The 22,985-nt window shown below is 39.4% G+C and carries 16 protein-coding genes; 9 read left to right on the top strand and 7 right to left on the bottom strand.

Translation table 11 applies throughout. From position 1 onward, the window contains the following. Nucleotides 1-9: 9 nt before the first annotated feature. Together B4A24_RS09430 and B4A24_RS09425 are read right to left on the bottom strand one after the other, a co-directional pair. Complete coding sequence (locus tag B4A24_RS09430) at nucleotides 10-1,788, bottom strand: AMP-dependent synthetase/ligase (RefSeq protein WP_293944534.1); 1,779 nt, start codon at nucleotides 1,786-1,788, stop codon at nucleotides 10-12. Nucleotides 1,789-2,003: 215 nt separating this feature from the next. Then, nucleotides 2,004-3,872 (bottom strand): DEAD/DEAH box helicase, encoded by a 1,869-nt coding sequence (locus tag B4A24_RS09425; protein WP_172395602.1) that lies wholly within the window; start codon nucleotides 3,870-3,872, stop codon nucleotides 2,004-2,006. Between the two features lie 262 nt (nucleotides 3,873-4,134). On the opposite strand from B4A24_RS09425, the gene B4A24_RS09420 reads away from it, so the two are divergent. The 6 genes from B4A24_RS09420 to B4A24_RS09395 all read left to right on the top strand — a co-directional run bounded on the left by B4A24_RS09420 (nucleotide 4,135) and on the right by B4A24_RS09395 (nucleotide 12,186). Further along, nucleotides 4,135-4,749: an RNA polymerase sigma factor gene (locus B4A24_RS09420; RefSeq protein WP_293944533.1), complete on the top strand. Its 615-nt coding sequence runs from the start codon at nucleotides 4,135-4,137 to the stop codon at nucleotides 4,747-4,749. 129 nt (nucleotides 4,750-4,878) lie between these two features. Then, the gene (locus B4A24_RS09415; RefSeq protein ID WP_293944532.1) at nucleotides 4,879-5,841 is read left to right on the top strand and encodes a FecR family protein; all 963 of its coding nucleotides are present in this window, start codon (nucleotides 4,879-4,881) and stop codon (nucleotides 5,839-5,841) included. Nucleotides 5,842-6,003: 162 nt separating this feature from the next. Beyond that, nucleotides 6,004-9,357 (top strand): TonB-dependent receptor, encoded by a 3,354-nt coding sequence (locus B4A24_RS09410; RefSeq protein ID WP_293944531.1) that lies wholly within the window; start codon nucleotides 6,004-6,006, stop codon nucleotides 9,355-9,357. A 218-nt stretch (nucleotides 9,358-9,575) separates the two neighbouring features. After that, nucleotides 9,576-10,931 carry a hypothetical protein gene (locus tag B4A24_RS09405; RefSeq protein WP_293944530.1) on the top strand — a complete coding sequence of 452 codons (1,356 nt, stop codon included), beginning with the start codon at nucleotides 9,576-9,578 and terminating at the stop codon, nucleotides 10,929-10,931. A 55-nt stretch (nucleotides 10,932-10,986) separates the two neighbouring features. Next, the gene (locus B4A24_RS09400; protein ID WP_293944529.1) at nucleotides 10,987-11,802 is read left to right on the top strand and encodes a hypothetical protein; all 816 of its coding nucleotides are present in this window, start codon (nucleotides 10,987-10,989) and stop codon (nucleotides 11,800-11,802) included. Nucleotides 11,803-11,871: 69 nt separating this feature from the next. Then, entirely contained in the window at nucleotides 11,872-12,186 is a 315-nt protein-coding gene (locus B4A24_RS09395; RefSeq protein WP_293944528.1) for a hypothetical protein, read from the top strand. Between the two features lie 5 nt (nucleotides 12,187-12,191). Here the strand turns inward: B4A24_RS09395 and B4A24_RS09390 are convergent, their stop codons facing one another. The 5 genes from B4A24_RS09390 to B4A24_RS09370 form a co-directional block, all read right to left on the bottom strand. Next, complete coding sequence (locus B4A24_RS09390) at nucleotides 12,192-13,550, bottom strand: S41 family peptidase (RefSeq protein WP_293944527.1); 1,359 nt, start codon at nucleotides 13,548-13,550, stop codon at nucleotides 12,192-12,194. 185 nt (nucleotides 13,551-13,735) lie between these two features. Further along, nucleotides 13,736-15,064, bottom strand: a complete 1,329-nt coding sequence (locus tag B4A24_RS09385; RefSeq protein WP_293944526.1) for an OmpA family protein — start codon at nucleotides 15,062-15,064, stop codon at nucleotides 13,736-13,738. Nucleotides 15,065-15,208: 144 nt separating this feature from the next. Then, the gene (locus B4A24_RS09380) at nucleotides 15,209-16,552 is read right to left on the bottom strand and encodes an OmpA family protein (protein WP_293944525.1); all 1,344 of its coding nucleotides are present in this window, start codon (nucleotides 16,550-16,552) and stop codon (nucleotides 15,209-15,211) included. Nucleotides 16,553-16,642: 90 nt separating this feature from the next. After that, nucleotides 16,643-17,485, bottom strand: coding sequence for a universal stress protein (locus tag B4A24_RS09375; RefSeq protein ID WP_293944524.1), 843 nt, complete (start codon nucleotides 17,483-17,485; stop codon nucleotides 16,643-16,645). Nucleotides 17,486-17,499: 14 nt separating this feature from the next. Then, nucleotides 17,500-18,354 (bottom strand): universal stress protein, encoded by an 855-nt coding sequence (locus tag B4A24_RS09370; protein ID WP_293944523.1) that lies wholly within the window; start codon nucleotides 18,352-18,354, stop codon nucleotides 17,500-17,502. Nucleotides 18,355-18,780: 426 nt separating this feature from the next. Between B4A24_RS09370 and alaS the strand changes: the two genes are divergently transcribed. The 3 genes from alaS to B4A24_RS09355 all read left to right on the top strand — a co-directional run. Next, complete coding sequence (gene alaS, locus B4A24_RS09365) at nucleotides 18,781-21,396, top strand: alanine--tRNA ligase (RefSeq protein WP_293944522.1); 2,616 nt, start codon at nucleotides 18,781-18,783, stop codon at nucleotides 21,394-21,396. 214 nt (nucleotides 21,397-21,610) lie between these two features. Further along, entirely contained in the window at nucleotides 21,611-22,708 is a 1,098-nt protein-coding gene (locus tag B4A24_RS09360; protein WP_293944521.1) for a TlpA disulfide reductase family protein, read from the top strand. Nucleotides 22,709-22,810: 102 nt separating this feature from the next. Continuing rightward, the coding region (locus B4A24_RS09355; RefSeq protein WP_293944717.1) for a response regulator at nucleotides 22,811-22,985 on the top strand (175 nt) is incomplete at its 3' end.

Here is a 22,985-nt window from a genome sequence, read left to right as displayed (position 1 = left end):
AAGACAAGGCTATTTTTTTTGATTTTCTATTTTGTAGATTTCGTCCACCTCTTTCGCATACTTCTGAAGGATAATTTTCCGCTTCATCTTTAAGGTGGGGGTCAATTCGCCTGTCTCTATCGTCATTTCATTCGGAATAATCGCAAATTTCTTGATCTGCTCCCAACTGCCAAAATTTTGATTGATGCGATTGAGTTCGGATTCGATCTGCTGTTTAACTTCTGGACTGTTCAGGAATTCTATTTTCGGAAGATTGGCCAACGAAGGGAAGGAGTCCTTGCTCCATTCCAACAGATTGACATAGCTTGGAACAATAAGGGCTGCGGGGAATTTCTGTGACTCGCCAATTACCATCACTTGCTCAATCAGAGAAGATTCCGCAATCTTGGACTCAAGCTGTTGGGGGACAATGTATTTTCCGCCGGAAGTCTTAAACATTTCTTTTTTACGGTCGATGATTTTGAGAAATTTACCGTCCACCCATTGACCGATATCTCCTGTATACAGCCAACCGTCTTTTAGGACCTCAGCAGTGGCTTCTTCATTTTTATAGTAGCCAATCATATTGTTTTCACCTTTGGTGAGAATCTCCCCATCATCGGCAAGTCTGATTTCTATATTGATCAGTGGCAGACCGACAGTACCGATTTTCATCCCTCTTTTAAAACAGTTTACAGCAATACAGGGGCCTGCTTCAGTTAAACCATAGCCTTCATATATCGGTATTCCGGCAGCCATGTATAATCGAATTAATCTTTCCTGTAAAGCTGCACTGCCCGATGCGATACCTTTGATATCTCCGCCTAATGCCTCTCTCCATTTCGAAAAGACTAATTTTCGTGCAATACTTAATTTAATGTCATACCACCAGGAACGGTTTTCCAATGTATATTGTTCACCGATACGAAGCGACCAAAAAAATATATTGCGTTTTAATCCGGTCAGTTGATCACCCTTGGCCTTAATTTTTTCATACACTTTTTCAAGCACACGCGGTACGGCAGAGAAAATATGAGGTCGCACTGATTTGAAATCTTCTCCAATGGTGTCCATCGACTGAGCGAAAAAGATTGTCAATCCCTTATACATATAGACGTATTGGAATACACGTTCGTAGGCGTGGCAAACCGGGAGAAAGGAAAGTGCTCGGTCGCCACGTTCAACAGGGAAGGAGTATTCGCTGCTCATGGTATCGGCCAATAGATTCCGGTGAACCAGCATTACTCCTTTTGGATTTCCGGTTGTACCCGATGTATAAATGATTGAAGCCAGGCTATCGGTATTGACGGCATTTCGAAGTACCTGGACCTGCTCATCAGTCACAGAAGCTCCAGTAGCTACAAAACGCTGCCAATCTGGTAAATCCGCTTCTTTATCTAAGGTGAAAATATGCTCCAGGAGCGGGCAAGAGTCTTTGATCGAAGTGATTTTAGTGTATAATTTTCTGGAGCTTACGATACAATTTTTGATCTCAGCATGGTTGAATATATACCTGTAATCTGATTCAGAAATATTGGGGTAAATTGCTACGACGACAGCGCCGATCTGCTGGATAGCAAAATCAAGAATATTCCATTCGATACGGTTTTCACTGATTAAAGCAACTTTTTCTCCTGCTTGAACACCTAATGCAATCAGACCTTTGGATACCTGATTGACTTGTTCGATAAAGTCTGTATTACTTACCGCTACCCAATTTGTTCCGTTTTTGTAGGAAAACATAGGAAAGCCGGGCGCAGTTTCTTGTTGCAGATAGGCTAAATCAAATAATCGTGTTGCTGTTAGCATGATGGAAATCCCGTTCGTATAATTGAGCTAATTTACGGATTTTTGAGGAGATTAAAGCAGTTGGGAAATGGAATATCGCGCATGAAACTAGCGAGAAGGGGAGGAGTATAACTGGTTGTGGATGCGTCGGGGAATTATAAATGAAAAAGACTCTGATCTGCAAAGCCGGGGCTTTCCAAATCAGAGTCCTTATAGGTTTTATCTAAATACTAAATCTAGTATTTGCTTTTAGATTCTTTACGTTTACCTGAGAAATCACGGAAACCTCCGCCATTGCTGCCACGGTCGCGTTTTTCGCTGCTGAATCCGCCTTCACGTCTTCCGCCACGGTCACCGCCACCATATCCGCCTTCACGTCTTCCGCCGCGATCACCACCACGGTATCCGCCTTCGCGTCTTCCGCCACGGTCACCACCACGACTTCTTCCTCGGTCACCACCACGGCCTTCGCTTTTTGCGTCTCCAGATACTTCGATACGTACTTGACGACCGTTATAATCTACACCTTGGAATCCTTGGAATACTTTCTCTACTTCAGCATCTTGAACTTCAAAGAATGTAAACACACCTTTTAAGTCAATTTTACCGATAGATTTTCCTGAGATATTCGCATTGTTACAGATAAAGCCTAACATGTCTCCACGAGAGAATTCATCTACTGAACCTAAGTTCATAAACAAACGTGTATAACCTTTCGAACCTTCGCGAGAACGACCATCACGTCTGTCACCACGATCTTCACGAGAACCTTCGCGGGCTTCGATATTTAAATCAGGTGCATTTTTGTAATAATCTAAGAAACGGTTAAATTCAAGAGAAGCAAATCTTTTGATAATATCTTCTTTTGAAAGAGATTCCAAGTTCTCCATAATTGCAGGCAAGAATGGACTGATTTGTTCATCATTTACTTCTACGTTTTCAATCTTCTTAACGATAGAGAACAATTGTTTTTCGCAAACTTCAGCACCTTGAGGAACTTGTTTTTTCTCAAAAGCTTTACCGATGATCTTTTCAAGATGACGGATTTTGCTGAGCTCTTTTACGTTTACCAATGAAAGAGAGATACCAGTTTTACCTGCACGGGCAGTACGACCTGAACGGTGCGTATAGTTTTCTGTTTCATCAGGTAAAGAGAAGTTGATTACGTGAGTTACATCACTTACATCAATACCACGAGCTGCTACGTCTGTTGCGATCAATAATTGTAAACTACGGTCACGGTAACGTTTCATTACTTTATCACGTTGTTGTTGAGACAAGTCACCGTGCAGCGAGTCTGCATTGTAACCATCTTTGATCAACGCTTCAGCGATATCCTGTGTTTCAATTTTTGTACGACAAAATACGATACCAAAGATATCAGGGTTTGAATCCACAATACGTTTGAACGCAGCATATTTATCTTTTGCTTTGATCAAATAATAATGGTGTTCAATGTTGGCGTTACCTGTGTTTTTTGTACCTACAGTAAGCTCAACAGGATCGGTCATATAATTCTTCGCAATACGACGCACCTCGGAAGGCATTGTCGCCGAAAATAACCAAGTTTTTTTCTCGTCAGGAGTTTCTGACAAAATGTTGTTGATGTCTTCTTTGAAGCCCATATTGAGCATCTCATCCGCTTCATCTAACACAACATACTTAACATTTGAAAAATCAATTGCATTTCTGCCAATGATATCCAACATACGACCTGGGGTCGCTACTACAATTTGCACTCCACGTCTAATTTGACGTAGCTGGTCTGAGATATTTGCACCTCCATATACAGCAACAACATGTACGTTGTCAACGTATTTAGCAAATTTTTCTAAATCTTTTGAGATTTGTAAACATAATTCCCGGGTTGGGCAAAGGATTAATGCCTGTGGGTGTTTTTGAGAAAAGTCTAATTGCTCTAATAATGGAAGACCAAATGCCGCGGTCTTTCCTGTGCCAGTTTGGGCTAATCCGACAAAATCGTCGTTACCAGTCAATAAAACAGGAATGGCTTTTTCCTGAATTTCAGAAGGTTTTTCGAAACCTAATTCTGAGATGGCATTAACAACTTCCTCACGGATTCCCAGTTCTAAAAATGGGTTCATGAAATATTATATACAATAGGCACTATTGCCTAAGGCGTTGCAAAGGTAAAAATAATATTTGAATAATCAAAGAATTTAAATGATTGATTTTTAATGAGATTGAAGAATTTCAAATTAAGGGGATAAAAACTTTAGTTGCGCTGTATAGTTAATGGTAAGCTGAAAAGTATTATTTTGATTGTAAACTATTTTGCTTCTTTGTGCTTTCTTTATTCATTTATTAATAGAAACTTAATATTCCAACCTTATTTTTGATATTAGTATGGATCAGATACCAACTATATATCAACAGTGGCTGCGGGCTATTAAAGAACGTAATGATACAACTGCTTACGCTGCATTATATCAGTATTGTTGGAAAGATCTTTACCAACATGCTGCCCGGCGTATTCTTGATGCGCAGGATGTAGAAGATATGCTCCAGGAACTGTTTGTCCAGTTTTGGGAAAAACGTCATACGATCGATATCCAGATGAATCTTCCTGCCTATCTAAAAGGAATGCTCAAATATAAGATTATCGATTTTTTCAATTCCAATAAGGCAAAAGACAAACTCTTGGATCATTGGAGCAAACATGTTTTTGATTACGTACAGCATCATCCAGAAGAACTTGAAACTTACCTCATGCTTGAAAAGATGCTGGAAGATGAACTCGAAATTATGCCACATAATATGCGGCAGGTACTTTTGTTGAAGTGGGAGCATCTATCAATTCGTGAAATAGCACTGCGGATGGGACTCTCTGAACAAACCGTGAAAAATAACCTTACGGAAGCGTCCAAAAGACTGAAGAAAGCGATAACCGGCTATCAAAATGTCCAAAATGGCAGCTTTACACTCCTGCTTATTTTTGTTCTGGAAGAACTCTCCAAGTAAGGATTGTACGTTTAAAGGCGGTCGCAGGAATAAAAAATCAACTTAACAATTCTTTTATAAAACATTAACCATTTCTTGAAGTACTTTCTGGCTTTTTTGAAGACTTGTATATAAACAGCAAGTAAAAAAGTGAAAAGAAGAATTTTTGAATCCTTAATCTATAGATATCAGCAGAACAAAGCCAACAAGGCTGAGCAGTCTCTGATTGATCGCTGGTACGATACGCTCGATCAGGAAGAACTTCCTGTAGAGGAGATAGATGAGGTTCGGTTGTGGAATAGCATACAAGAACGTATTGGAAATACAGCTCCTAAAAAATCAGCGATTCGGAAAATCAGCTATTGGAGTGGGGCAGTCGCCGCAGGCTTGGTATTCTGTCTTGGAATTTTATTTTGGAAACAACAGCACGAGCTTAATTTAATCGCAAAAGAAACGCATTTAAAACCGGGTTACCGGATTTTTGAAACCGGGGCCTCACAGCGTAAACGGGTACTTTTGGCCGACGGATCAATCATTGTAATGAATGCCTATTCGAAAATTAAATTGGATACAGTTTCTTACGACAGGAGGGACCGCGTTGTAGAGCTTCTTGCTGGAGAGGCGTTTTTTGAGGTCAAGAAAGATTCTGCAAAGGCTTTCATTGTGCATGCCCAACAAGTACAGACAAAGGTCTTGGGAACCTCGTTTACCGTAAAAAACTACACGGGATTGGATGATATATCGGTGTCTGTATTTACAGGTAAAGTGCAGGTCACGGCCAATAATCATCCGTTGGGTGTGTTAACTCGTGGCGAAGAGGTCCGATATTCCAAAAATAACCACCATAGCAATCAGGCGGCTTTTGATCTGACGACACGTAATAGCTGGATTGAGGGAAGAGTTTACCTTAAGCAAAGCAGTTTTGCAGAATTGGCACTGGCGATTAAAAATATTTATGATGTGGATATTAAAGCTGGCGACCAGCGGATTGCCCAACAACGTTATAGCATGCCGATATCAAAGCAGCTCTCCTGGACGGCAACCCTGGAAAGTATCAAAGCAATTCATCACAACAAATCCAGAAAGGAGGGCGGGATAGTGCATATTTACTAATTCGGGGACAAAAAAAGAGCTGACGACGGCCATCGTCAACTCTGAATCATACACCATTTGGAGGTGGTATAAATAACATATACAACAACTTATAGAGATATTATATACGCATACAAATTTATGAAATTTAAGCAATACGTTACGCAAAACGATATTAAGTTTATGATAAGGACATCGTTGGTAGGTTTACTTCTTTCGATCGTGTCGGCCGAAATGCTTTTTGCTTCGGGCGCATACGGCCAGTTACTCAATAAAAAGATCGCAATTTCTTTTAATGAATCCAATATTCCGGCGGCTTTCGAGCGTTTGGAATCCCAAAATATTCATATCGCTTTCGATGCAGCGAAATATACTCTGGCAAAGAAAAAGGTCAATGCCAAAATTTTCAAAAGCCACAGTGTCCGGGATATCATGCATTATCTGCTCAAGGAAACGAACTTGATGGCGCGTGACAACGGGGTCTATATTACATTGGTCGAAAAACCGGTACAGCAGGATGGGCGTATCGCAGGTAAAGTGATTGATGATCGCGGTCAGCCTTTGGCCAATGCCAGCATCAAACTGATCGGTGCCAATAAATCAACACAGAGCGGTATCGATGGTAGCTATGTGTTGAATGCTGAACCGGGAACCTACATACTGGAAGTCAGTTATCTCTCTTATCAGACCCAACGTATTGAGGGGGTCAAAATACAGGCTGGACAACGGACAGGGCTAAATATTGCCATGAAGACACAGGTGAATGCGTTGGAAACGGCAGTTGTCAGCGTATCGTTTAAAAAAGCTTCCGTAGCGGGACTTTATGCAGCACAAAAGAACGCAGCTTCGGTGACCGATGGTATTTCGGCTGAACAAATCGCCCGTACACCAGACAATGATATGGGACAGGTTTTGAAACGTGTTACCGGAGTGACGACGGTCAACAACCGGAACGTCATTGTACGGGGTATGTCGGACCGCTACAATCAGGCCATGCTGGACGGGGTCGTGATTCCAAGTACTTCACAGAATAGACGGGATTTTTCTTTTGATATTATCCCAACAGAAATGGTGAGCTCGGTAGTGGTCAATAAAACGGCAACACCAGATGTATCCGCTGAATTCTCGGGCGGACAGGTTTCGGTGAATACATTAGATATTCCGGAGAAGGATTTTACGACAATACAATATGGTATAGGCGGAAATTCCCGTACAACAGGCAAAGACTTTTATCGTCTTGGGGAGCGGAAAGCATCTGAATTTTTTGGTTTTAATCATTCTACTTCAAAACAACCTGAAGGGATATTGCCTTGGTATTGGAATGGTGAAGCCCGACGTCTGGATGCGCCTCCCGGGTATGTACTGAACGATCCAAAGTTAAATGAAGAATCTTTAATGCCCGGTTCAAATCTCAAGTATAATGACATTGATGCAATATCCCAATCTAAACAGGTCAATGCAGACGCTATGAAACTATATCGTTATAAAGCCAATCCCAATCAAAATTTTCGGTTTGCATTGGGGCGACGATATAATCTTTTAAATGGATTATTGTTTGGTTTCTCTGCTTCTACGAATATTCGAAATGAACAGAATATTGTAGCCTTCAATAATGTGAGAGGATCCGCTATTAATGGAGCACATTACATTGACAGTACAGGAATCGGCTTAAATGGAGCTGGCACTTCTTATCGTTTTAGTAGCAGTGGTGGTTTAGTCGCAAATTTTGGGCTACAGGGGAAGGATTTTAAGCTCGCATTCAAAAATATGTATGCCCGTACTTATAATAATACCTATAATGAAAATATTCGAGCAGCTTTCGCCGACCTTAGTAATGCTCCTGCAAAAAATCAATATCAGTTGCCAGAAGCAATGTCCTTACAACAACACCAGATAAGTGGTGAGTATAAACTGCCTTGGAAGATTAAAGCCGAAGGAATGTTTGCTTATAATAAAATCAAACAACAGATTTTAGATGAACGAAAATTAAGATATAGATTGACAACTGTAATGGATGGTGAATATATGTTTCAAACTCCAAATTTACTAAATATTTCAGGATGGTCTAATTCATCTGTGCTAGGGAAAGATTCCCGGATGTGGACACAGATTAATGAGAATGATTATAATTGGGCTATGGCATTTTCCCGCATCTTTGGAGAAGGGCAATCAGTTAGCACTTTAGCCAAAATTGGCTATCAGGGCTGGTCCAAGCAACGTGATCTTTCCATATTCCGTTTATTACCTTTTACTCGTTCTTATTTGCCCAATGATCCTTCAAAACCAGCTCCTGCAATTGAAGCGCCCTATGATGTATTGTTTTCTCCGGAGAATATTGGAAATGATGTAGGGCAGGCTTATTACTACCCTGAGCTCATTGGAGGGAACGTATATGATGGAAGTATGCAATCACATGCTGGATATTTTATGTTGGATCAGAAATTTTGGGATAAATTACGCTTGGTGTATGGCGTCCGTGCAGAGTATTATAACCTGAAAAATCGCCAAGATGAAATGTTTAGAAAGCAGAATGGTGATCCGAATGATGACATAAATAAATTTATAAAGTACAAATTGCTAGTGCGTGAAAATAACTGGAAATTTTTACCATCCATTAATGCTACTTATAGTGTGACCAATACCTTTAATGTTCGAGCTAGCTATTCAAAAACCGCAATCCGTCCAGATTTTCGAGAAACAGGTTTTTTTGGATTTTATGACTTTGAACTGGATGCGATTATTTCAGGGGATAATGTGGAATCAACCTTTATTGATAATGCAGATCTGCGGTTGGAATGGTATCCAAGTCCTGGAGAAATTATATCCTTAACTGGATTTTATAAATATCTGGATAAACCCATTGAATTGGTGGAAGATGAGTCATTTACAGGTGGTGCATATTATGTTTTTAATAATATGGAATCTGCTAGAAATAAAGGAATAGAATTTGAAATCCGTAAAAATTTAAGTTTTATAGGTGATAAAGATTGGCTCACTAAGTTTTTTATCTCAGCAAATACAACATTTTTAAGTTCTAAAGTAAATGTACTGAGTTCGTGGAAGTATAAGATTGTTGACGGAAAGGAGTTGCCAGATAGGATCAAAGATAGATCTCCTAATCAGGATCGTCCTTTGATTGGTCAGTCGCCATGGTTGTTAAATTTTGGAATTGGCTATTGGGGGGACTCTTTTGGAGCGACTGCTAGTTATAACCATAGGGGCTATAGAACGAATATTACCTCAGTGAATCCCAATAGGATAGAATACGAATTGGCACCAAAGCAATTAGATTTTCAAATATATGCACGTTTTTTTAAAAACAAGTTAGAAGCTAAGTTAAATATGGCCAATCTGCTTGATGACTGGACACGTTACTATCAGAATACCGAAGGATATAATATAGGAAATGAAAACGGGATATATTCAATTGAGAAATTAAAAGGGGATAATAGATACAATAAAGCGGACGGTGATATTATAACCTATCGCAAAAAAGATGGAAGAAGATTTAATCTTTCATTCACATACAATTTTTGAGAGTTATGTAAAATATAACTGCGCGAGGCAGTTTCATGTCACCCCTTAATAATGTAAATGAGTTCCGGGTTTGTCCAATAGCACAACAGGAAGATAAAATAGAAACAAAAAACGGGTGATTGAAAACAACTATGCAGCCTTATGAAATGCTATCCCATAGGGTGCATAGTCTAAAAAATGATCTTGTGATGGCAAAACTAGTAATTATTTAACACAAAATGAAAAAAATCTTAACAGTAGCAAGCGTATGCGCAATCGCATTGGCTTCTTGTAACAAAGACAACGTAGAACCTAATTCAGATTTGAATGCTGGTTTGCCCAACAAACCTCAAGCAACTATTCCAACCGATGCCGCAGGTATTATTACCAAGACAACTCTCTCTGCGGATACGGTATGGAAAATTGATGGCGTTGCTTTCGTAAAACCAGGTACTACATTAACTATTTTACCAGGCACGTATATTACTTCGGGAGCAACAAAAGCTTACAGTGATCAAACGACCGGATTGACACATCATATTAAAGGGGTATTGGTTGTGCCAAAAACAGCGAAGTTAATTGCTAACGGTACAGCTTCTGCACCGATCGTATTTACTTCTCCAAACGCGGCGGGATCTCGTAATCCTGGTGATTTTGGTGGTGTTGTATTATTGGGTAGCGCAACAACAAACCAACCTACAACAACAAAAATTGAAGGATTGCCACAGCCAATAGGAACTGATGTGTCATATGGTGGCGCAAATGCTGCAGATAATTCAGGCTCATTGAAATATGTACGGATTGAATTTGCAGGTTACAATCTTAATAATAATAACGAAATCAACGGACTAACTTTAGGTGGTGTTGGTACTGGTACGACGCTAGAAAATATCCAAGTATCTTGGGGTAAAGATGATGGATTCGAATTCTTTGGTGGTACTGTCAATGCGAAATATCTCGTGGCTACATCAAACGACGATGATGATTTTGATTTCGATCATGGTTATACAGGAACAATTCAATATGCCTTATCATTAAAGGATCCTAATTCTACAAATAGCACATCAAGCGGTAGCTCGGATTCAAATGGTTTGGAGTCGGATAACGAAGGTACGGCACCATATGCAGCGACGCCCAAGACTCGCCCGGTATTGAAAAATTTTACATTCCTGGGAATTAAGGATGCTACTGTAGCTGGTACAAAACTGAAATTTGGTAACCGTTGGAGAAGAGCTTCACAGTATGATATTCAAAATTCGATTATCGCAGGTTATGCAACAGGAGCTGCATTCCAAGATGGCGCAACAGGTACATTTACGGGTAACGTTGTACATGCTTATACTGCAGCTTTCAGTGGTGCAACACCAGCTGGAAATCAAACAAATGTTTCAACGGATGCAACAACGTATTTGAAATTGGCTGGCGCTGCTAATATCTTTTATCCAACAGCAACTGCATTCAACCCGGCTGTCTTAAGACCGTTGTCGACTTCGCCAGCATATGGTGATGGAACTACAACCTATAAAGGAGCATTCCACCCGACAAATACTGTGTGGACTGCTGGTTGGGCTCAATTTGCGCCAAAAACTTATTAATATTTATTTCTTGAGTGAGCCATTTCTATGGCTCACTTTCCTAATTACTTTATATATGATTAAAAATATATTTATCTTTTTTGTAACTCTATGGGTTGGATGTGTGTTGTCCTCCTGTCAAAAAGGGGAGGTCATTGAAGATCAGCGGCAACTGGCACGCGTGTCTTTTAAAGCTTATTCGGGTGAAAATTTAGGTATAAAAAGGATATCCATAGATGGTGAATACACTAAATATGATAAGGATCAAGCTAACTATCTTTTTTTCTTTGATAAGAATAAAGATACTTCTGATGTGATTGCTTTTGGTGATGATGAGAAAATCGTGTTGGAACAACGTCTGGCGTTAAAAAGTGGAAGCAATATTTTTGGAGTATATCCCAAAAGTCCCATAGACCCAACATTAGTAGTTGGGGAGAATCCCTTAGATGGATCAGAACCAAATCCGGGGAATTTTCAAGTCAAAATATTGAATTACAATAAGATTATTTCTCCAAATAGTGAACCGATACGCCTGGCTATTTATAGTGGAACAATGGTTTTTAATGAAAACACATTTGAGGAAAAGATGGTGTATGATGATGAACCTCTTTTGATTACTGATTTGATAAGTGATCAAATACCAGACAGCTTTATTCAGATACCATTTGAAAGATCTTCATATTTAAGAGCAACGGTACTGGATAAAGATGCCAAGCCATTCTTGGTCAATGGGCAAACAGCCTATGTGTTTATTGGAGGATTAAATGTAGATAAACCGATCTCTATTTTATATCTTCCTAATAAAGAGCCCGATGTAATTTTCGATCGTGATTGGGTGACTTTTCTTGATGGACCCGGTTTTGAATTGTTTGATATCTGGTTAAAAAAGTAGAATTAGCGATTGAAGAAGAGTATAGTCAATAATTTGGGTAAAAATCGAACCAATCCAAATAAATTTATTATGAAAGGAATCAGTGATTTAAAACATCAAAAACTATTAGCGATTGCCCTGGAAATTCAGCGGGATGTAGAGCATGTCATTGATTCGGAAGTGCTTTACAAATTGCGTGGAGAATTTACAAATCTGAATGAGCTGTATAGTCAATATAGGGAACTATTACAACAATTGGAAGGACTAGTGCGGGATTACGAATCGAAGGAACGTGCTATCCGTTCCAAAATCTTGTCCCGCTCGCTTCGCAAATTAGCCAAAAACGGGCAAACTGGCGCTGATCTCCGCATGGTCATTACTTCATTAAATTCCTGCGCACACTGACGAAGCTATTTTTCGGCCTTGTCCTGTGCGCTAACTTCAATGGGTATTGTCTGATAACTGCTGCCTATATATTTTGGCGTTAAAGTGCTCGTTTTTCCTATTGTATTGACCGCACTTCTTGTTCTGAGGTTTTTATTGCGAATTGTTTGTAATACTTGCTGTATTAAAGCATCTCTAGTATCCCCTATGGGAACCAAAGGCAAGAAAGCAAATTCATCCGTCACTTTCTGTGGAGCGATTCCATTACCGTAATCTCCTTGGTTCGCTTTATTATAGATTTTATAGATCATAGGGATCAAATGCCAGGCTCGTCCTGTACCATGGATTTCTTCGGGGGTGGATATGGTGCTCGAAGCCATATCCTTTCCGTACGTTTTGTCTCCAATTTGAATCACCTGTATATAGGGGCCTAATCCATTGATTAACATTTCGGATGCAGATGCTGTGTTTGGTCCCGTGAGCATATAGATTCTTTTTAAATGTAAACCTTGCTTTACAATGTCCGTTGCCATAAATGAATAGCCATCGGGCTGTCCTTGCAGTGCAGCTGCAAAGCTGTCTTCTCTATTTTTGAGGTTTTTGTTGCCTTGGTATTTGGCAAAAATGTCATTTTCTTTGATATCTGCCAATAAGAGTGCGCAAAACGCGGCAAAAGCGACTTGGCCACCTGGATTGTAACGTAAATCGATAACAAGTTCCTGCACTTGTTGGGATTTGAAATTTTGAACTGCTTCTAATAAGGGATAAGCGCCGCTAAAATCAAATTGACTTAAAAACATGTAGCCTACTTTGGGGGAGGAGGAGATGAGCTTGGCGTTATAGAGGACGGGTTGCGAAATATAGGAAGCGGGCAGATTAAATAGTTTGCCATCGTTTCGCTTCAATTGCATTGCCGGTAAATGCAAGGATTTGCTTAGTAGCGATTTCAGGTTGCTGTGATCAATGGGCTCGTTGTTGATGTGGGTGATGCTGTCTCCCCTTTTGAGTCCCATTAAATCCCCTTCGCTGAAGGGAACAACTTGGGTGACAAGCTGGATGGTTTTACCGGTTGTTTGGAGTTGCACCATATCGAACCCAAAAGTGTTCGTTAAAGTATTACCATAGGTGTCGCTGTTGAGTGTCTGCAATATGCCGGAGTAATGGTCATCTTGAAATAAGAGACCTTTAAAAAATAGATCTGGAGCTTGCTGATAGTCGTTTGGTTGTCTGATTTTATCATTCCAGTAATAGTATTGCCGCATCTGATTCAGCGTCCATTCATTGACTGCTTCATTTGACCCCGGTTCGTTCAGAGGCGGGTCTTTTTCACAGGCGGAAAAAATCAATGAAAAAAGGGTCAAAACAAGAGCTTGTGGTTTACGCATTTTTTAAGATCTTAGCTTAATAAAAATACGGATAATGTGACTCTTATCGGTGTTATCTTTTTGTTGTTCACATGTTTATTTATTTTAAACACAAAGATTACTGCGCAAGTTAGTCTGCTATATTTATAAAAAAAGGCATCACAATTAGGTGATGCCTTTCGACTGTATGAATCGAAAAATATCGATTAATAAAGCGTAAATTCTACACGGCGGTTTTGTTGACGACCAGCGGCATTCTTGTTGGATGCAATCGGTTGGTCAGGACCGTAACCTGTTGCTTCGATACGTGAAGCGTTTGCACCTTGGGATACCAAGTACGCTTTCACTGACTCAGCACGCTCTTTGGATAAACGCATATTCAATTCACGTGAACCTGTATTATCGGTGTGACCCGCTAATTTCAAGCTAAAGTTTTTCTCAATCAATAATTCAGCAACTTTGTTTAATGTTGCATAAGAAGTAGGGCGGATGGTTGATTTGCTTAAATCGAACTCTAAGTTTTTGATCGCATCAGCAATAACTTTTCGGTCAGCTTCCGTAACAACAACTTTCTCAACAACTTTAGTTTCGTTTTTCACGACAATCGGACAACCTGCACCATCTACCTGTACACCAGAAGGGGTACCTGGGCATTTGTCGTATTTGTTTGCTACTCCGTCACCGTCATCATCTTTCAGATCACTGTTCAAACCATCCAATTGACTTTGTAAGGCTTGATTTTTTGCGTTTAATGCATCATTTTGGGCTTTTAAGTCATCGTATTTTACAGTGTAATCGTTTACTAAGGTTGCTACTGGATTTGAATTGCTTAATGCCGGTTTGCTACCGCTACCCAAAGCAAATTCTAGACCACCGTGGATATAGGTAAATAAGTCATTTTTATATTGACCACCTTGAATACCATCGAAGTTTTGGTTAACCCAGTTCAATTGGTAACCCAATTCGAAGTTGATCCCTTTAGCAACTGCAAATTTCAATCCCATGTCTAACGGTACATATATTTTACTGATACCATCAGCTTCCACTGATGTAGAACCAGTAGTCAAGGTTGTTTTGCTGTTCATTACGCCGACACCAATTGATGCATAAGGCTTGATGAAACTATTGAAAAATCTCCAGTTTGTATTGGCCGCTAGGAATTCTCCGGATAAAGCTGCTGACCAGGGTGTTTTTGCTTCAAATGACTGTGGACCGAAATTTTTGAATGCTCCGCCTGTTTTACCACCAAAATAAGTCGCTTTAATGCCAAATGAAGGGGAGATTTGCTTTTTGATGTAGGCACTATAACCTAGGTTCCATGCTAAATCATCATAACCTTCGCGGTTGAAACCAGCGATATTAGTTTGGTTTGTTACCCCTGCACCAATACCGATTGACCATGTTCTATACTGCGTAGCTGAACTAAAAGGAGTCGTTCCTTCTATTGATGCTACCTTTGTGTTCTGAGCAGAAGCGGAATTGGCGAATAAGCCTGCAGTTGCAAACGCAAGTGCTAATTGTAAATTTAGTTTCATAGAATTTGTTTGTGTAAACCGAGGTAAAAGTAATAGGTTAAAAATTAAATTCCTAATCGGTTTGTAGTTTAAATATGACAATGGGTAAATAAAACGGTATTTTATTGAAAAAATACCGTTTTATTTTGTGTAATCTATTAGCTATTAATAAAGTGTAAACTCTACGCGACGGTTTTGTTGACGACCAGCGGCATTCTTATTGGATGCAATCGGTTGGTCAGGACCGTAACCTGTAGCTTCAATACGTGAAGCGTTTGCGCCCTGAGATACCAAGTAAGCTTTCACTGACTCAGCACGCTCTTTGGATAAACGCATATTCAATTGGCGTGAACCTGTGTTGTCGGTATGACCTGCCAACTTCAAGCTAAAGTTTTTCTCGATCAACAATTCAGCAACTTTGTTCAATGTTGCATAAGAAGTAGGGCGGATCGTTGATTTGCTCAAATCGAACTCTAAATTTTTGATCGCATCAGCAACAACTTTCTTGTCTGCTTCTGTAACTACAACTTTCTCTACAACTTTAGTTTCGTTTTTCAGTAAAATCGGACAACCTGATCCATCTACCTGTACACCAGAAGGGGTGCCTGGACATTTGTCGTATTTATTTGCAACACCGTCACCGTCATCATCTTTCAGATCACTGTTCAAACCATCCAATTGACTTTGTAGTGCTTGATTTTTTGCATTTAATGCATCATTTTGGGCTTTTAAGTCATCGTATTTTACAGTGTAATCATTCACTAAGGTCGCTACTGGGTTTGAATTGCTCAATGCCGGTTTGCTGCCACTACCCAAAGCAAACTCTAGACCTGCGTGGGCATAGGTGAACAAGTCATTTTTATATTGTTGTGGCGGATTTGTATTGTAACGATTGTCGAAACGTTGGTTTGCCCAATTCAATTGATAGCCCAATTCGAAGTTGATTCCTTTGGCAACGGCAAATTTTAAACCGAAGTCTGCCGGTACGTAGATCTTAGAATAGGAATCACCATATTCAGCTCTATTTCCGTCAGCAATTGCAGCTGTCTCCGCATTCATTACCCCAACACCAATCGATGCGTAAGGTTTAATGAAACTGTTGAAAAACCGCCAATTTGTGTTGGCTGCAATAAACTCTCCAGATAAGGCAACTGACCAAGGTGTCTTTGTTTCAAATCCTGTTTGTTTGTCACTGTTCTCATAGCCTGAGGTCTTTCCGCCGAAGTAAGTTGCCTTGATTCCGAATGAAGGTGAAATTTGTTTTTTGATATAGGCGCTGTAACCTAGGTTCCAGTCCAATTTGTCATACCCGCCATTATTAAACTTAGCAATGTTCTGTAAGCTGGTAACACCGGCGCCTACACCGATGGACCAAGTCCTGTATTGTGTTGCCGGACCAAATGGAGTAGTGCCTTCAATTGATGATTGGTTTGCGCTTTGTGCAAAGGATGCGGTCGAGATAATTCCTGCCGCCATTAGTAACCCTGATTTTTTAAGGCAAATTTTCATAATGTGTTCTTGTAAAATTTTCTACTATAAAATTCTTGTTAAATTAACTCATTGACTACTCTTACAATAAATTTGCCAAAAATTATTTGGTCAATCCACTCGACCGAAAAAGTTTGGCACCTCAATTTCGAAAGCCATGTGCTTAACAATGTTCTCAGTAAAAATGTTTTGGAAAAAAGTTTTTCTACTTTTTGTAATCAAAATCACATCAATATCTTCATCCCTGATTATCGTATGTATTCCGTTGGCAATGTTCTCTCTTGAACCTGCAAAATAGCTCGGCGCTTTGACAATATACGATATATCCTCTATGCCTGTTTCGGAAATAATTTGCGCAATCCATTTTTCGAGTTTTGGTCCTAATACATTGATTTCTAGTTCGCTTTTGTTTATATGGATAAGTTGTAAATGGAAGTTTTTTCCAAATAAAGGAATTGCTTGTTTGAGAACTTCAAGTTCACCCGGTTTAAAATTTGTCAGCAAACCAATGTTATCTTTTTTTAATTCTACGGCATTTTTTGGAATCGCTAATACAGGGATTTTTGATTCTTTAATGACGTCGTAAGTATTGCTTCCGATCAGTACAGATTCAAGTCCGGTGACACCCTTTGTTCCCATAATCACGGTTCGATAACTATCTTTTATCTCTTGTTTTTCCAGAGATTCTGCTAAGATTCCGTTCGTAAACAAGGTAGAAATTTTTATCGAAGGATATTTTTGTAGAAGTTCGGCGACAAGTTCCTCCATCTTACGATGAGCCTCCTCTTCGGTCGGGTCTACTAAATGCTTCGCATTTGCGAACTTATTGATATGTGAAGTGAAGGAGTGAAAAAGAGTAATTTCTTCATTAGTTTCCTGAGCGATCTGGGCTGCATAAGCCGCTGCGATTTTTGCATTTTCAGAAAAATCTACTGGTATTAACAATTTAGACATAGTGATATACTTAATTATGCTTTGGTAAAAAATATTGGAACTAAAGGGTGGCTAAATAATGCTTTTGCCACTGATCTGGTAAAAACACGTTCAAAAAAGGATTTTCGCGAACGCGTTACCAATAATATCTTGATTTTTTCCGAATGGATCATTTCGTTGATGACTTCAGGCACAGTATCCAAATCTTCAATATCGCCCTGTATTGAGTCGACTTCAATGGCGATATTGGTGNNGGTGACACCGATGTGTTTTTTGATCTTATATTTCCACACCTCCAATTTATCTTCTATACGGTTTTCTGAGGAATGGTCATAATGGACATGCATCAGCTTCAACTCAAAATCCTTACCCATGATATTGACAAAGTCTTGGACTGTCTGCACTTCTTCTTCCTTGAAATTGGATAGTAAACCAACTTTATCGATTGATTCAAATGAAGCTTCTGTTGGAATTGCCAAAACTGGAATTTTTGCTTTTTTGCTAATGACATAGGTTGTACTACCAATAAGCTGGCTATCATCATTTGTAATACCTTTTGTCCCCATGATCACAAAATCATAGTGGTCAGGTAGGGCAATCTCAGGCAATGTTTCGGTGATCATACCGCGCTCGCATTGGGTGGTTACTTCGAGAGTAGCATTAACCAATTTTATTTGCTGAGCAAGATCCTTAATTAGTAGATCAGCTTTAAATATAGGACTTCGTTTGCCAATGGGACCTGTTTCCTCCTCAAATACTGCAGAAGCTGAAGTGTAATTGTGGTAAAGGTGGATGCTATAGCCTTTTTTTGTGGCGAGATCCACAGCGTATTTTACCGCATTGTTTGAATGAGTCGAAAAATCTACCGGTAGTAGAATGTTTTTTTTCATTGGAAGGAATTTTATCTAACTATCTTGTCTTAATTTCTTTTTAATACGGAGAGCTATTTCAAAAAGTATCCTTGTTGAGATTCTCCATCCCTATCAAATGTAATAAAACAAATGCAATTGTGAATGACTATAGTCAAAATGTTTTTATTGTTTAACGTATTAGTTTTAATCCTAATGGCACAAAATTGAATAATATTTAATGCTTTTAAAATGTTGTGTTTAATGCGTATTTGTGATTACTGTCATCTTTAAAATAAGATTATTCTGTTGCTCTGAATTTTAAGTGCTGATTTTTTTGTTTGAAAAGTCAGTGCAATAAGGGCTGAAGCTCAATTAACATCGCTGAGCCTAGGTTATTTATCTCACATTGCACATTGCAGAACAGGCCAAATTTGAGTAAGTTTGCACATATTTTTAGATAATTAAATGACAAGTAGAGAAATTCGTCAGGCCTTTTTAGACTTTTTTAAAAGCAAAGGGCATCAGATAGTACCTTCAGCACCAGTAGTTGTAAAAAATGATCCGACATTGATGTTTACCAATGCAGGGATGAATCAGTTTAAGGATTTGTTCTTGGGTGAAGCACCAATTAAATTTCCACGTGTAGCCGATACGCAGCGTTGTTTGCGCGTTTCAGGTAAGCATAATGATTTAGAGGAAGTTGGTATAGATACTTACCACCATACGCTATTCGAGATGTTGGGAAATTGGAGCTTTGGAGATTATTTCAAGAAGGACGCTATTGCCTGGGCTTGGGAGCTATTGACCGAAGTCTATAAACTCGATAAAGACCGTTTATATGTAACCATTTTTGAAGGCGACGCAAGTGAAGGTCTGGAAAGAGATATGGAGGCATTTGATTTCTGGAAACAGTGGATTGCCGAAGACCGTATTTTACTAGGTAACAAAAAGGACAATTTCTGGGAAATGGGAGAGACCGGCCCTTGTGGCCCTTGTTCTGAAATCCATTTTGATATGCGTAACACTGAAGAGCGTGTTCAGGTTTCCGGACAAAGTTTGGTCAATGCCGATCACCCGCAGGTGATTGAAATCTGGAACCTGGTCTTTATGCAATTTAATCGCCTGAAAGATGGATCGCTTCAATCTTTACCTGCGAAACATGTGGATACAGGCATGGGATTTGAACGTCTGGTTAGATGTATTCAAGGTAAGACTTCAAATTATGATACGGATGTTTTTAGACCAACCATTGATTTTATTGCAGAGAAATCAGGAATCAAATATGGCGTGGATGAGAAGAGTGATATTGCGATGCGCGTGGTATCTGATCATATTCGAGCGGTGGGTTTTGCGATAGCAGACGGACAATTGCCATCCAACAATAAAGCAGGTTATGTTATCCGTCGTATTTTACGCCGTGCTGTACGTTATGCCTACACCTTTTTGGGATTCAAAACACCCTTTATTAACGAGCTTATTCCAGTATTGGCGGCACAATTCAGTGGTGTATTTGACGAATTGATTCAACAGCAGGATTTTGTACAGAAAGTAATACTGGAAGAAGAAGTTTCTTTTTTAAGAACCTTGTCCACAGGTGTACAGCGATTTGAAAATTATGTGGAAGATCATGATGTTATCAATGGTGATTTTGCATTTGAATTATACGATACGTATGGCTTTCCAATTGATTTAACTGAATTACTAGCGCGGGAGAAAGGCTTGTCCGTTGATATGGACGGTTTTAAACAAGCGCTTCAAATTCAAAAGGACCGTTCACGGGCGGCGACAGCGATCGATACCGGTGACTGGGTTGTTGTTAATGATGATGAGGGCTTCGAATTTGTAGGTTACGATACATTGACGGCAAAAACAGAAGTCGTGAAATACCGTAAAGTTGTCGCAAAAAATAAGGAGCAATACCAATTGGTACTTTCTGTCAGTCCATTTTATGCTGAAGGAGGGGGACAAGTCGGTGATTCTGGTGAATTGATTTCGGAGGAAACAGGCGAAAAGATCTATATTACGGATACCAAAAAGGAAAATGGAATTTTCGTTCATTTTACCAATAAATTGCCATTGGACCTGAATGGAACCTTTATTGCAGAGGTTGACAAGGCCAAACGATTGGATACGGAGAATAATCACTCTGCAACCCACTTGTTGCATGCGGCACTAAAACAGGTATTGGGTACACACGTTAATCAAAAAGGTTCATTGGTGAATGCTGATATTTTACGTTTCGATATTTCTCACTTTGCAAAGATGAGTGAAGATGAGATCAAACAGGTCGAAGATATTGTGAATGCTAAAATCCGTGAAAATATCTCATTAAAAGAAGAACGGAATATACCTTATCAACAGGCTTTGGACTCAGGTGTCACGGCTTTGTTTGGCGAGAAATACGGTGATTTTGTTCGTGTGATTACTTTTGAAGACCAATTCTCCAAAGAACTATGTGGGGGTACGCATGTGAAAGCAACAGGTCAGATTGGATTCTTTAAGATTGTTTCGGAGTCTGCTGTGGCGGCTGGAGTACGTCGTATTGAAGCGATTACAGGGTCGCGTTCTGCAGCGGTAATCCGTGAGCATTTTGAATTGGTACAGCATTTGAAAGAACTCATGAATAATCCAAAGGATTTTGTATCGGCTTTGGGTAAAATCATCGATGAAAATGGAGCCTTGAAAAAAGAAATAGAGAAAAGCATTACCGAAAAATCTTTGGCGTTGAAATCAGATCTTGAGGCGAAAATCGAACAGGTTGGTGATATAAACTTTTTATCGACGCTGGTTGATCTGCCCAATGCAGAAGCGGTTAAGACCTTAGCGTACGCGGTAAAGGGCGCTGTCAATAATTTGTTCTTAGTTATCGGTGCTGAATTCGATGGGAAGCCAAGTTTAACTGTCGTTATTTCAGATGATCTAGCAAAAGAAAAAGGTTTAAATGCAAGCAATATCGTTCGTGATCTGGCAAAAGATATCCAAGGTGGTGGCGGTGGGCAACCTTTTTTTGCGACTGCAGGCGGTAAGAATTCTGCAGGACTAAAGGCAGCCATTGAACGTGCAAGGGAATTTTTAAGTTAAATTTACGATGAGGATCGGACAATTAGGATACTTGAGGAATATCGTTCAAGCGCACTGAATGTTTCGTCTTTAATTTTATACGATTAAATTATCCTGGCTATTCAATTTGTAAATAGGTTTAATAACTGGGATAGTTTCATCCATTTACAATGAAATCGAGGGCACTATCAACCATAAATTGTTGAATATTTAGTGTTCATTAAAATTAGATACAATGAAGAAGGTGATTTTTTTAGCAATGGGCGTGGTTGGATTGATGTTTAGTTGCCAGAATAAAGAGCAATTTACTATTGAAGGTAATGTTGAAAACCCGGGTAACATAAAAGTTGTCTCTTTATACGAAGGTGATACTAAGCTGGATTCAATGTATTTTGGCGATAATAATAAATTTCAGTTTGTGCGCCAGGCCAGTCAATCGAGGCTGTTGTCCTTACGTGTTGGTAAAAACCGCTATGACCTGATTGCTTCCCCGGGTGAAACAATTTCTTTTAAAGCGGATTTGCATAAAGATGTCAACGACTATTTAGTCGAAGGATCTGAATTGTCGAAAACCATACAACCTTTCGCTAAAGAAAGAAATCACCGTGATTATATACAGGATTCCCTACAGGGTGTTTTCTCTAAATTAACAGCGAATTCTACTGCAGATGAAATAGAAAAGCTTCGCGCTGAATATAAGGCCAAATTCGCCAGTGAACTCCGCGCTTATACCAGCAAGGCAGTCGATTTTTCCAATAAGCACAATGATTTGGCTGGATTCTATGCGATCTCAACATTAGATCCTGAAGTAGCTGAAGCTGAAATTATTACTTATGCGGACAAAATCAAAGACGAATTTAACGAAAATAGATATGTAACGCAGTTTAAGGAAGAAACTCAGAAGCTGAAGAAAATGGCTATTGGTCAGCCGGCGCCGGAACTTACATCTTTTACACCTTCTAACAAGGAAGTAAAGCTATCCAGTTTCAAAGGGAAATATACTTTAGTGGATTTTTGGGCTTCTTGGTGTATGCCCTGCCGTCAGGAAAATCCGAACCTCGTCAAGTTGTATAATGCTTATCATTCCAAAGGTTTCGATATTCTATCTGTTTCATTTGACGATAACCCTGGTTCGTGGATGCGGGCTATTGCAGACGATAAACTTACGTGGACCCATGTGTCTGACTTAAAAGCTTGGACTTCACCGGTTGTAATTGATTATCGGGTGAAGGCATTGCCTACATCTTATATCCTCGATCCAAACGGTATTATCATTGCGAAGAACCTGCGTGGCGAGGAGTTAGCGGATTTTCTGAAGAAAACAATTAAGTAATCAATGTGTTATTGTTAATTGAAATATTACTTAATAATTTGGTAACATTAGATTAACCGATTGTTATCATTTTGTTCATATTTTAGCAAAAAAATAAGACAAATGAGTTCTTCGAAACAAAAGATTTTAATTGTTGATGACGAAAAGGATATCTTGGATTTAATTGCATTCAACTTAAATCGTGAAGGTTATCAGGTCTCTACAGCGCAAAATGGGGAAGAGGCAATACAAGTTGCCAAACAAGTAAACCCTGACCTAATCATCTTGGATGTGATGA

Origin of the sequence: Sphingobacterium sp. UBA7249 (genome assembly GCF_002472835.1) — a bacterium.
GTDB lineage: Bacteria > Bacteroidota > Bacteroidia > Sphingobacteriales > Sphingobacteriaceae > Sphingobacterium > Sphingobacterium prati.
Note: the sequence above shows the minus strand (reverse complement) of the source record. Positions and strands in the feature narration are given on the sequence as shown.